Raw genomic sequence first — 11,021 nt, forward strand, 5'->3', positions numbered from 1 at the left:
CGCTGCTGCTGGCGAGTCATCGTCAACGGTAAATGCTGTCTGTGAGCCAGTAACCGCAAGGGAATCACCGCTCCTTTAGGTCGGGGAGCATGTCAATACTCTTTCCATATTGTCGTCTCTGTACCCGGCGGAACTTTCCGGGACGCTTGCAGCCATAAGAAGGCCCCTCCGCCCCACTCGTGGGGGACCAAGGCAGAAGAGGTATTGACACTCCCCACGGCTAAAGCCGGGGGATAGCTGGGCGGTACCGCCCAGCTCTTGGTTCCACGCGTCAGCTTGCAACATCGGATTGTGCCTCTGTCGTAGGGGCTATGCTCTCCCCAAGCGTTGACATTTCCCAGTGCCCCTGGGTACGACTTCAATCCTGCTGCCAAGATATGCAAGGCTGCATTGTGGTCACGGTCTAGTACACAGCCACACTGACAGTAGTTTGAGCTTACCTATCCCAAACCCATCCGTTAACGTTAAAAATCTGCGTTCATCGGAAAGTTTTCATCCGGTAGTTTTATACTCAACGGAGCGGTTATCTTTCTGAAACTTAGGATAGCCTTTCTTGCCCACAATGTTCTTTTTACAGTTGTCAAAGAACTTAGAGACTGCCGACCATGCTCGTTCTGCTGCGGATTGTCTTGCCATAGAATTAAGTTTTCCGGCCCATGCAAACTCTTTTACTAGGATTGCACATTGTTTGTTAAGGTCATACTTAGTAGCACCCTTAGTATCTATCCAGTAGTGCAAGGCTTTATTGCGGATGAATTGGAAAGAGCGGATCGCCTCATCAATTAAGGCAAACTGCTTAGGGGCGGCGACTAACTTTGACTCAAGAACTAACATACTACTATTATAGTTTATTTAAGCTGAAAGTTGTCGCTTAGATATCCTATGCGCCATTGGTTGATACGGCTTATATCCCCATAGCTAAAGCTAGGGGTTTTACGCCGCTCTTGATAAAGCAAAAGGCAGGAGAGACCATTGTTCCTACTCCTCTACCCCACCACGTGGGGGCGGCGATCCACTGGGGACATACTGCGCTTGGACTGACCCATGACCCAACTATCGAATCCTCGGTCGTGGACACCATCGTTACCGAAGATGACATCCCTGTGGATAATCTCCCCTCCGAAAAACAGCAACGCCTTCTCAGAACAGATGGAACAGCAGTTAAGGTCTAGGGCTTGAGCCCTTGAGCTAATACCCAAGGGAAGCGGACATCGTGAATTAACTTAGTTTTTCGCGCCCATGGGGTTCCAATAACTCGGCTAAGTCCGGGCCAGCGGGGATGATACCGCCGGGATTGAGCGGGAAGAGATTACCGTAATAGTCACGCTTAATCTGGGTTAAATCGCAGGTACTGGCAACCCCAGGCAGTTGATAGAGGTCACGCAGATAAGCTCCGAGATGTAGATAGTCCCGGATGCGACGTAAATTGCACTTAAATAAGCCATGGTAAACAACATCAAACCGAAACAATGTCGTAAATAGACGAATATCTGCCAACGTCACCCAGTTCCCACACAGGTAACGGTTAGTAGCAAGTACCCCATCCAGTTCATCCAAAGTAGAGAACAATTCTGTAACCGCAACATCATAGGCGGACTGGGTTTGAGCAAAGCCACAGCGATAAACCCCATTATTTACTGTGTGATAGATTTTTTCATTCCAACAATCAATCTCTGGACGGAGGGAAATAGGATAGTAGTCGCGTTCGGGATACTTTGCTAATTCATTGAACTGGTCATTGAGCAGCACGATAATCTCAGCACTCTCATTGTTAACGATAGATTTGGTCTCACTATCCCAGAGAACCGGGACCGTAGCGCGTCCACCGTAGCCCGGTTGTGCGAGGGCATAGAGTTGGGACAGGGCGTGACAGCCCTCCTTGGGTTGGTCAAATACCCAGCCGCCCTCTGTCGGGGAGGGTTGGACGATAACGATCGGTACAGCCGCTTCGAGTCCTTTCAGTACCCGGATCAACAGCGTCCGGTGTGCCCAAGGACAGCCCATGCCGACTAATAGTTGATAGCGTCCCTTAGCGGAAGGATACTCACGAGTCCCGATCCGGTGATGAAACTGACTGGTTGGACGCACATACCCGCCAGAAGTACTGCGGGGGGCCAGCTTGGACATCATCAGGTGCCAGAGTCCGCTCCAGACCAATTGCCCAAGCCCAATCAAAAATTTGGGCGGGAGGGTGGAGCGGCCTAGGGGCGGAGATTCCGGGGACATGACAGCCCTAGCCTACCTCGTCGGCACGGGCGGGCGGAGTCGTTGGGTCGAGATGTTGGAGTAAGGCGTAGGACTGCATCCCCTGGAGGACCGCGAGTTCCTGGAGAGCCAGGGTGAGTTTCTGGTGGGCTTCCGGGCTGAGGGAGGGTTCGATACCCCGGAGCAGGCCCGTCACCCAATCACCTTGCGCCTGGATCTCACTGGCGTCAATCTGTCCATCCGCCATCGCCCGCTGCCAACTCTCCATCCGCTCGACAAAGCGCACGGCATAGATTTCGCCACTGGCCTCGTCAAACCAGCGTTCCGGCACGGCTGGGTTCGTCGCCACCTTTGTGGTAGGCGCATCACTAAGGACTTCGGAACCCGTGGGTAGAGCCGCCCCAATCACATCCCACAATTGCTTATCCAACTGGTACTGCTGCCAAGTCCCCCAAGCCGCCGTCAGGACCAAGGGCAAAAAGAACAGTAACCCAAGCCCCGCCGTAATCGCTTTATCACCCCAAGCCCCGGCCCCGAGTTCAACTTCCAACCGTTCGTCACTAAGGGGCCGGATGTGGACGGTAATCGCAGCAGCAAAGCCAATCGCCACCCGCCACAGGTCATCGCGGTAGCCCTGGACCAGTAAGCGTCCGTCCGGGGTCTCAAAGAACTGGGTCTCATAGTCCTGGTCCACAAACCACTGGCGGACCCGTTGGCCCAAGTCTTCGGCACTCAAACCGGGCGCGTAATAAACACGAGTCTGCATGACGCTCTCCTAGGGGGCTAATTTGACAGGATTGAAGGGCTGCTCGGGGATTTGGACCGGGACTTCCTGGGCGTTGGGTAGGCGTTGCAGTACATAATTCCAGAGCTTGTCTTCGAGACCATCCTGCCGCCAGACCCCATAGACCGCCGTGAAAGCCAAGGGCGCAAACAACAACACCCCGGCAAACCCCGCCAGGAACTTATCCGCCCAACTGCCCGCGCCAGTGCTAATCGTCAAGGCCCCGTCCGGCTGGGTGCCAATTGTGACCACCAAGGCCGCCGACAGCCCAAACAAGAAGCGCAGCAAGTTCTCTTTGCGGCCTTGGACTACATAGGTCCCATCGGGTCCCTCATAGCTCTGGGTCTCAAAATCCTCGGTGCGGAACCAGGATTCAAGGGCAGTCGCCAGATAGCGCGGTGAAGTATCCGGGATCAAAAAAGCACGGACACGCATCGGTTAGCCCCCCTGCTTGGGTTGAAGGGCGGTGGTCAGCGCGTTCCCCTGCATCGCCTGAAGGACCGCCATCTCCGCAAAAATTTCACTCAGTTGAAGATGTTGTTCGGGAGTGACGAGGGGTTCAACTTCCTTGAGTAGACTTACCACGCGCTCGCCCTGGGTGCGGATTTCCTCGGGGCTAATCACCCCGTCGGTCATGGCCCGCTGCCAACTTTCCATCTGTTGAAAATACTGGGTGAGGCTGACCTGTCCGGTGGCCTCATCAAACCAACTTAAAGGTACGGTCGCCATCGCTACTCCTGAATACCATTCGCATCATACCAGCCTCACCTTCTGCCCTAGGTCGTAGACCGTGGTATGCCAAGATGACGGATATTGAGCGTGGACTGCCATGGTTGATGTAAACCCCCGCCTAGCCCCAGCCAAAATTATTGAGGAAGCGAAGTCCTACGTGGATTACACCTGGGACGAACCGGGCAGTATGCCGGGGACCCTGCAAGTGGAGCCGGACGCGCCGACCCCAGAGATTTATTTGGTAGATTACCGTGATGGCTGCCTGGTAGAGAAAACCCTTAACCATCCCGCCGATTGTGAACCTTACCTCGATAGCCAGTCAGTCTCCTGGGTGGATATGCGCGGGTTGGGGAATGAGCCGATGTTGCAGGAGTTGGGCCGGGTCTTTGGTCTGCATCCACTGGTCCTAGAAGATGTGGTCAATGTCCCCCAACGCGCCAAAACCGAAGAGTACCCAGACCAGATTTTATACATTGCGCGGATGGTTCTGCCGCTACCGACCGGGACGGGCTTTGTTAGTGAACAGGTGAGCTTTATCCTGGGCCAACATTACCTCCTTACCGTCCAAGAAGAACCCGACCGCGACTGTTTCCACATGGTCCGTCGTCGCCTCCAGGCTAATAAAGGTTCTATCCGTAAACTGGGACCAGACTATCTGATGTATTCGTTGATTGACGCAATTATTGACGGGTTTTTTCCGGTATTAGAAGACTATGGTGAACGCATTGAAGAACTAGAGGAGGAGGTCGTCACCCGGCCCACCCGCCAGACATTAAAGCGGGTCCACGCCATCCGCCGGGAACTGCTCGCCCTCCGCCGTGCCATCTGGCCCCAACGCGATGCCATCAACACCTTAATTCGTGACGAAAATCTCCTGGTTACGCCGGAAGTCCGTATCTATCTGCGCGATTGCTACGACCACGCCGTTCAAGTCCTGGATATGGTCGAGACCTACCGAGAACTCGCTGCCAGTCTGATGGATATCTACTTGTCCTCGGTTAGTAACCGGATGAATGAAATCATCAAAGTATTAACGATTATTTCAACAATTTTTATTCCACTGACCTTTATCGTTGGCGTCTACGGGATGAATTTCAACACTGAACGTTCGCCCTATAATATGCCGGAACTCAACTGGTATTGGGGTTATCCGCTAGTCTGGGCCGTGATGCTCACCATCATCGTCAGCCTATTGTTTTACTTCTGGAAAAAAGGCTGGTTCGAGAACTTCGCCGACCCCAAAAATTAACCCAACTCCCCCCGGTCCCGCCGTTCCATACGCTCCAGAATATGACGGTTCTCCACTTGTAAACCCGTAAACTGGGCTTCGTGGGCATCCATACGTCGGTTAGCCTCTACTTGATTACTTCACTTCGCCCATCAAGCTCTGGATTGGTTTGGCAAGCAGTAATAGGAGTAACCCTGCTACCACTGTGAATGCACAGACCGCCCCAAATAGTTGCGGTAGAGGTAAGGATTCAAACAGGCCGCCCACCCGTCCGGCAATCAAGCTACCGAGGGAGACCGAGGTGAACCAGACCCCCATGATCTGACTGACTAGGCGTTGGGGAGCCAGCTTAGTCATGGCACTCAACCCCACGGGACTCAGACACAACTCGCCAATCGTATGAAAAACAAACGTCAGGACCAGCCACAACGGACTGACTTTGTTCCCGCCTACTGCCAGGATGGAGGCAAAGGCAATCACCGCAAACCCCAAGCCGACAAAAATCAAGCCCAGGGCAAACTTGACGGGCAGACTGGGTTGCAAGCGGCCCAAGGCGACCCATAACCAAGCAAAAACGGGAGCGAGTCCAATAATTAGCAATGGGTTAACCGACTGTAACCAACTGGCTGGGGTCTCAAAACTACCCACATAGCGATTAGTCAAGTCATTAGCAAACAAACTCAATGAGGAGCCCGCCTGTTCAAAAGCCGACCAAAATAGAGCCGAGAAAATAAATAACGCCGCAATCACCAAGACTCGGTTGCGCTCCGCCGCCGTCAAGCCCCCCGCCGCCAAGATGTAACCAAAATACGACAGGGCTACCCCGACAATGACCACCCCGCCCAGGTTCGCCAGCGTCCCGACATCAATCGGTAGAAGTCCACTGAAACCCAGCAGGAGAACAAGCGCGACGACCCCTAGCCCCCCGTAGAGGATGGTATAGACCTGTTTGCTTTCTTGAGAAGCGAGGGGCGCGGGTTGAAGGCCCGCCTCACCCAGGTACTTCTCGCCCCAACGGTACTGCACCAGCCCCAGGACCATCCCCACCCCCGCCAGCCCAAACCCGAGGTGCCAGTCCACACTTTCCCCGAGATAACCACAGGCCAGCGGTGCCACAAACGCCCCCAGGTTAATGCCCATGTAAAAGACTGAGAATCCCGCATCCCGTTTAGCTCCGCCCTCCGGGTACAAGGCCCCGACCATCACACTGATATTGGGCTTCAGTAGACCCGTCCCCAGCACGATGAGGACCAACCCGGCATAGAACGTCATTTCATTCTCAATAGCTAAGGAGAAATGCCCCAAGGCAATCACGCACCCCCCCCAGAACACCGCCTTACGTTGGCCCAGCAAGCGGTCGGCTACCCAACCACCGGGCAGGGCCATCAGGTAGACCATCGCCGTGTACAGCCCATAAATCGCCCCAGCCTTAGCCGTGTCATAACCCAAGCCCCCCTCTTGGACAGAAGCTGTCATAAAAAGGATCAACAAGGCCCGCATCCCGTAATAACTAAACCGCTCCCAAAACTCTGTAAAAAAGAGGGTCGCCAGACCCCGGGGATGTCCAAAAAAGCCAGTGGGTTCAATGATGTAGGGCTCGGGCGCAAGGGTCGGGTTCTGCACGGGGATCTCACGGGCGGCTTTGATTTAAATTAATCTATCAAACCTAGCGTCTATGAGGCACTGTCCGTCATTTGAAGGATGTGAAATTAGGTGGGGTCCCTAAAGATAGATGGACGTGCGGAGAGGGCCATGAATTTCAATGTTTGGTTTGTCATCGTCGGGATATTGCTGGTCAGTATGGCGATGTCCGCCACCGTAGTCAAACGTTTACCCCTGACCACGGCGATGCTCTATCTCGGGGTCGGATTTATCCTCGGTCCTGTCGGGTTTAGTGTGATTCGCATTAACCCTATAGAACAGGCTGGACTGCTGGAGCGGATCACCGAGATTGCCATTCTCATCTCGCTTTTCACTGCTGGTCTCAAACTCCGCACCCCCTTCACCGAAAAACGCTGGTACCTCCCGATGAGGCTGGCTTTTGTTTCCATGGCGATTACCGTCGGACTCATTACCTTAGTCGGGGTCTATGGACTGGGGTTGTCCTGGGGAGCCGCCGTCCTCTTCGGTGCCATCCTGGCCCCGACCGATCCCGTCTTGGCCTCAGATGTCGCTGTCGAGGACCCTTTTGACCGTGACCGCCTACGCTTTGGCTTGACGGGAGAGGCGGGACTCAATGATGGGTCGGCCTTTCCTTTTGTGATGCTGGGGCTGGGGTTGATGGGTCTACACGAGTTGGGACCCTGGGGAGCACGCTGGTTCTTAGTGGATGTCCTCTGGGCGGCTCCAGTGGGCTTGGGCATAGGGTGGTTTTTGGGATTGGGCGTAGGCAAGTTGGTCCTCTATTTACGCCGTGAGCACAAAGAGGCAGTCGGCCTGGATGACTTTTTGGCCCTCGGACTGATTGCGCTTGCCTACGGCGTAGCCCTGTTGTTTTATAGCTATGGGTTTTTGGCGGTTTTCACCGCTGGGTTAGCCCTACGCCGAATTGAGATGGAGTCCACGGGCGAGAAGGCTCCCGCTGAGGTGATTGCAGCGGCAGCCCAAGGGGCTCCAGAAGAGGTCGCAACCGATGCGGAGAAAGCCCCGGCCTACATGACCCAGGCTGTACTGGGCTTCAATGAGCAGCTAGAGCGCATTGGTGAGGTGGCGGTGGTGGTCATCCTGGGGGCGATGCTCTCCTCCTATTACCCGCCGCCAGTTGAAACCTACTGGTTAATTCCAGTTTTGTTCTTGGTGGTTCGTCCACTCTCGGTCTGGCTGGGTCTGCTCGGGTCCAAGACTTCAGGTTTACAGCAAGGCCTCATGGGTTGGTTTGGGATTCGGGGCTTGGGTTCGATTTATTACCTGATGTACGCCGTAGAACACGGTCTCGCCCCGGGGCTTGCTAACTGGATGATTAGCATGACCCTCACGGTAGTTGCAGTCTCCATCGTGGTCCACGGCATCTCCGTCACCCCATTGATGAATAGCTATGGCAAAATTACCCGCAACCACCGAGTTGTTGCCATAGGCACCCGCATCAAGGGGGGAATCTTTCGTAAGGCCAAGCAAAAGGTCTAACCTTCCTGGGCCAAAAACCGTTGCGCCCGAAAAAAGCAAGCAATCGTCTTGGCATCCACTGCCAGAGTGGTCATCCGTTCCATCAATTGCGCTGGGCTAAACTCCACCACCGCAATATCTTCATCCTCATCCCCGGCGGGTGGGTGAGCCACCGGGCTGAGGTCCCGCGCCAAGTAAACATACATGACCTCATCAGAATAACCAGGAGCCAAATAAAACTCTCCCAACTCATCCCAGCGTTTGGCCTGATAGCCCGTCTCTTCAGCCAGTTCACGGCGGATCGTCTGACCGGGTAACTCGCCGGGTTCTAGGGTCCCGGCGGGGAATTCATAAATATAATTGGCGATGGCAAACCGATATTGACGGATACACATGAAGTTGCCCTCAGCCGTAACCGGGACAACGACCGCCCCGCCGGGATGAAGAATGTACTGTCGTTCCGCCTGGGTGCCATTGGGAAAGCGTAGCTGTTGAGAGACAAAGGTGAACTTGGACCCCGTGAAGGACAAGCGTTCTTGCATGATTTCGGAGGGAACTGGTTTTGCAAAAGCCATGATGAATCCCTAACACCGCTTCACCTAGTTTGCCATGGGCTAGCGGGACCATAGTAGGATCTGCTATGTGGACAAGACAAAGGGCTTCAATCCGTGGGGCTGGCTCCTAATGGGGGTAGTCTGTCTCCCGGTAAGTACGATTTTGCTGTTACCCGCTTGGGCAGTGAGTCTAGGGCTACAGTTGCGCCGGGAGTGGCCCCGGTGGGAGCATGGCCCCTTGGCTTGGCTAGGGGGGCTCAGTCTCGGGTTGGTGGGGGTGACGCTCCTCAGCTATCGGCCCTGGGAGAGTCTAGCGGGACTTTTTAACTACTTACCTTTTTTCCTTTTTTTCTGGTTAATTACTCGACTGACTTCAACTCCTGAACGGCTCGGTACACTGTTGACCTGGAGTCTGGGAGCGGCGGGAGTCACCGGGGTCGTCGGGGTTACGGAATGGCTGAGTGGACGCAACTGGCAGTGGAAAATCCTGGGGGTCCTCGAAGTCACCATGGGTTCGGAGGCAGAGGCGGGCGTTCTAGACCGGGTTACATCTTTTTTCTTCTGGCCCACCTCCACGGCGGCCTATCTGTTGCTGGTCATCCCCTTGGCCCTGACATTTTGGGTGGGTCATCCCCAGCCCCGGGTCGGGTTAACACTATTGGGCGGGGGGTTATTTGCGTTGGTGGCCTTGGTCGGGACAGCCTCGCGCAATGCCTGGGGCGCGATGACCTTAGCCCTCTCGTTGCTCTTGGTCTATACCCGCCGCTGGGTGACGGTGTTGATGCTCGCGGTGGCGGTGGCGGGGGTCTTGGTGGCAGCGGTGGGACCGACGACTTGGCCCGTGGTCGCGCCTTTACGTCAGGTGGTCCCGCAGTTCCTTTGGCAAAAAATCGCCAATACTTTTGACTCCCGAGTAACCGCTTACGAGTCTACTACCGAACGACTTGAAGCCTGGCGGATTGCCTCTGAAATGGCTCTGGCGCGGCCTTGGACGGGTTGGGGTCCCCAGACATTCCCTTACGTAGGCGTGGATATCTACCGTAAAAAAGGCCCGACGATCCACGCTCACAATCTCTACTTGACCTACTGTGCTGAACTGGGTTTCCCGCTGACCATGGCTCTACTGGGGTTCTACGCTTGGGTGATGATGCGGGCGGCTTTGGCCCTACCCTGGTTACCGCTGGCGGCGTGGTGGTGGACAGTCGGTCTCTTATTAGGGTTGGTGGGCTATTTTTGTTTCGGACTTTTTGATGTGGCTTTCTATGAATCTCGTGTGAATGCTCAGTTCTGGCTCTGGTTGGCTCTCCTGTGGCAAGTGGCAGATATCTATAAGCCCTATAGCAGAAACAGTTGTTGAATTTAGTGAATACATTGTTGGTGTAGCTTACTCAATAAATAGCCTTTTCAACCATGCAACAAATGCAAGAGCTTCGGCTGAGTCATAATTTAGTGCCTTGTTCGTAATCGCTGCACCCATAGGTCTCCCTGGCTCTTGTTGCCACGCAAGCCAAGTATGAATAAGTGCCTTACAGCGCGAAGGACCTGAGTAAAGATCCAATTTTTTATCCTCAATGTCATCCAAAGTCTTACGTGCTATCACTAATAGTTGATCATTAGGGGGGATAAGCCAAGTAACAAAGTCTTCTAACATTCCTGGTAGCTGATTATTGGGCATGACCCAAACACCGATAAGTGGTGGAGGGAAATTAGCATATACTTTTGAATTAATATACCCATTAGATGGGGGATGAACAGGGATATCGGAGTAACCGGACCTTGTAAGAAGGTCCCGAATAGATTGCCAACGAGATGTAATATTTTCATCAGCATCTACAACAATTCCTAGAGTCTTCCGTCCCGACTCCTTAATCTTTAGAGGTAGTCTCTTCAATAAATTCTCAATGCCTTCCTCGTTATATTCCTCAGGAGCGTCTATAGTAAAAATATCTTCTTTTAAGTTATATTTTTTACAAAGATTTTTAATAACGTGCATATCATTTTTACCTTCGACTAGCAATTGATAGGGATGTGGAGAACATCTACTTACACGAGACATTATCGCACCTCAACACTTTGACGGACAGCAACAACTAACTCATCAGGTTCGTACACAACTGCTCTAGAGTACTCCCCCTGTGTCTCAATTCGAAATAGCTTACCTACAGAGGAATTGGAAACTTTGCCAAGAGCTTCCTGAAAAGAACATACACAGTCCCAACTATGAGTAGTAGTAAATATCTGGACATTCAGCCGCTCAGCAGTCTCCATCAATAGTCGCCACATACTAGTCTGTGCAGAGTAGTGTAGACCTGTATCAATTTCATCAACAAGGAGAACACCACCGTTTGAAGTTACAGCCGCGGGCTCTTCCATATAAGTGGTGAACAGCTAAATTTAATTCGAGAAAGCTGCTAAC

The 11,021-nt window shown here is 53.5% G+C and carries 13 protein-coding genes; 4 read left to right on the forward strand and 9 right to left on the reverse strand.

Annotation, left to right across the window (positions count from 1 at the left end; genetic code table 11):
* Positions 1 to 492: 492 nt before the first annotated feature.
* Positions 493 to 834 (reverse strand): hypothetical protein, encoded by a 342-nt coding sequence (locus tag HFM78_RS09755; RefSeq protein ID WP_287129253.1) that lies wholly within the window; start codon positions 832 to 834, stop codon positions 493 to 495.
* A 56-nt stretch (positions 835 to 890) separates the two neighbouring features.
* Between HFM78_RS09755 and HFM78_RS09760 the strand changes: the two genes are divergently transcribed.
* Complete coding sequence (locus tag HFM78_RS09760; protein ID WP_287129254.1) at positions 891 to 1,172, forward strand: hypothetical protein; 282 nt, start codon at positions 891 to 893, stop codon at positions 1,170 to 1,172.
* Between the two features lie 46 nt (positions 1,173 to 1,218).
* Here the strand turns inward: HFM78_RS09760 and HFM78_RS09765 are convergent, their stop codons facing one another.
* From HFM78_RS09765 to HFM78_RS09780, 4 genes are read right to left on the reverse strand one after another with little or no spacing between them, the layout of a single operon-like run.
* Positions 1,219 to 2,226, reverse strand: coding sequence for a glutathione S-transferase family protein (locus HFM78_RS09765; protein WP_287129255.1), 1,008 nt, complete (start codon positions 2,224 to 2,226; stop codon positions 1,219 to 1,221).
* 7 nt (positions 2,227 to 2,233) lie between these two features.
* Positions 2,234 to 2,971: a hypothetical protein gene (locus HFM78_RS09770; protein ID WP_287129256.1), complete on the reverse strand. Its 738-nt coding sequence runs from the start codon at positions 2,969 to 2,971 to the stop codon at positions 2,234 to 2,236.
* 9 nt (positions 2,972 to 2,980) lie between these two features.
* Entirely contained in the window at positions 2,981 to 3,424 is a 444-nt protein-coding gene (locus tag HFM78_RS09775) for a hypothetical protein (protein WP_287129257.1), read from the reverse strand.
* A gap of 3 nt (positions 3,425 to 3,427) precedes the next feature.
* Positions 3,428 to 3,718, reverse strand: coding sequence for a hypothetical protein (locus HFM78_RS09780; RefSeq protein ID WP_287129258.1), 291 nt, complete (start codon positions 3,716 to 3,718; stop codon positions 3,428 to 3,430).
* 100 nt (positions 3,719 to 3,818) lie between these two features.
* On the opposite strand from HFM78_RS09780, the gene corA reads away from it, so the two are divergent.
* A complete protein-coding gene (gene corA, locus HFM78_RS09785; protein WP_287129259.1) occupies positions 3,819 to 4,970 on the forward strand; it encodes a magnesium/cobalt transporter CorA in 1,152 nt (383 codons plus the stop codon).
* Positions 4,971 to 5,084: 114 nt separating this feature from the next.
* Here the strand turns inward: corA and HFM78_RS09790 are convergent, their stop codons facing one another.
* Positions 5,085 to 6,572 (reverse strand): peptide MFS transporter, encoded by a 1,488-nt coding sequence (locus tag HFM78_RS09790; RefSeq protein WP_287129260.1) that lies wholly within the window; start codon positions 6,570 to 6,572, stop codon positions 5,085 to 5,087.
* 129 nt (positions 6,573 to 6,701) lie between these two features.
* On the opposite strand from HFM78_RS09790, the gene HFM78_RS09795 reads away from it, so the two are divergent.
* Positions 6,702 to 8,072 (forward strand): sodium:proton antiporter, encoded by a 1,371-nt coding sequence (locus HFM78_RS09795; protein WP_287129261.1) that lies wholly within the window; start codon positions 6,702 to 6,704, stop codon positions 8,070 to 8,072.
* Here the strand turns inward: HFM78_RS09795 and HFM78_RS09800 are convergent.
* On the reverse strand, positions 8,069 to 8,626 hold the full coding sequence (locus tag HFM78_RS09800) for an NUDIX hydrolase (RefSeq protein ID WP_287129262.1): 558 nt from the start codon (positions 8,624 to 8,626) through the stop codon (positions 8,069 to 8,071). The genes HFM78_RS09795 and HFM78_RS09800 overlap by 4 nt on opposite strands.
* Positions 8,627 to 8,693: 67 nt before the next feature.
* Here HFM78_RS09800 and HFM78_RS09805 point away from each other — a divergent pair, with 67 nt between their 5' ends.
* Positions 8,694 to 9,962 carry an O-antigen ligase gene (locus HFM78_RS09805; protein ID WP_287129263.1) on the forward strand — a complete coding sequence of 423 codons (1,269 nt, stop codon included), beginning with the start codon at positions 8,694 to 8,696 and terminating at the stop codon, positions 9,960 to 9,962.
* A gap of 27 nt (positions 9,963 to 9,989) precedes the next feature.
* Here the strand turns inward: HFM78_RS09805 and HFM78_RS09810 are convergent, their stop codons facing one another.
* Together HFM78_RS09810 and HFM78_RS16300 are read right to left on the reverse strand one after the other, a co-directional pair.
* The gene (locus tag HFM78_RS09810) at positions 9,990 to 10,661 is read right to left on the reverse strand and encodes a DUF3226 domain-containing protein (protein ID WP_287129264.1); all 672 of its coding nucleotides are present in this window, start codon (positions 10,659 to 10,661) and stop codon (positions 9,990 to 9,992) included.
* A complete protein-coding gene (locus HFM78_RS16300) occupies positions 10,661 to 10,978 on the reverse strand; it encodes an ATP/GTP-binding protein (RefSeq protein ID WP_396032886.1) in 318 nt (105 codons plus the stop codon). The genes HFM78_RS09810 and HFM78_RS16300 overlap by 1 nt, the downstream gene beginning before the upstream one ends.
* Positions 10,979 to 11,021: the final 43 nt, after the last annotated feature.

The sequence above is a fragment of the Candidatus Cyanaurora vandensis genome (genome assembly GCF_013285555.1).
Lineage (GTDB): Bacteria > Cyanobacteriota > Cyanobacteriia > Gloeobacterales > Anthocerotibacteraceae > Cyanaurora > Cyanaurora vandensis.

Coding starts and splice junctions, on each gene's coding strand:
- HFM78_RS09755 (WP_287129253.1), bottom strand. CDS start 834: ATGTTAGTTCTTGAGTCAAAGTTAGTCGCCGCCCCTAAGCAGTTTGCC.
- HFM78_RS09765 (WP_287129255.1), bottom strand. CDS start 2,226: ATGTCCCCGGAATCTCCGCCCCTAGGCCGCTCCACCCTCCCGCCCAAA.
- HFM78_RS09770 (WP_287129256.1), bottom strand. CDS start 2,971: ATGCAGACTCGTGTTTATTACGCGCCCGGTTTGAGTGCCGAAGACTTG.
- HFM78_RS09775 (WP_287129257.1), bottom strand. CDS start 3,424: ATGCGTGTCCGTGCTTTTTTGATCCCGGATACTTCACCGCGCTATCTG.
- HFM78_RS09780 (WP_287129258.1), bottom strand. CDS start 3,718: ATGGCGACCGTACCTTTAAGTTGGTTTGATGAGGCCACCGGACAGGTC.
- corA (WP_287129259.1), top strand. CDS start 3,819: ATGGTTGATGTAAACCCCCGCCTAGCCCCAGCCAAAATTATTGAGGAA.
- HFM78_RS09795 (WP_287129261.1), top strand. CDS start 6,702: ATGAATTTCAATGTTTGGTTTGTCATCGTCGGGATATTGCTGGTCAGT.
- HFM78_RS09800 (WP_287129262.1), bottom strand. CDS start 8,626: ATGGCTTTTGCAAAACCAGTTCCCTCCGAAATCATGCAAGAACGCTTG.
- HFM78_RS09810 (WP_287129264.1), bottom strand. CDS start 10,661: ATGTCTCGTGTAAGTAGATGTTCTCCACATCCCTATCAATTGCTAGTC.
- HFM78_RS16300 (WP_396032886.1), bottom strand. CDS start 10,978: ATGGAAGAGCCCGCGGCTGTAACTTCAAACGGTGGTGTTCTCCTTGTT.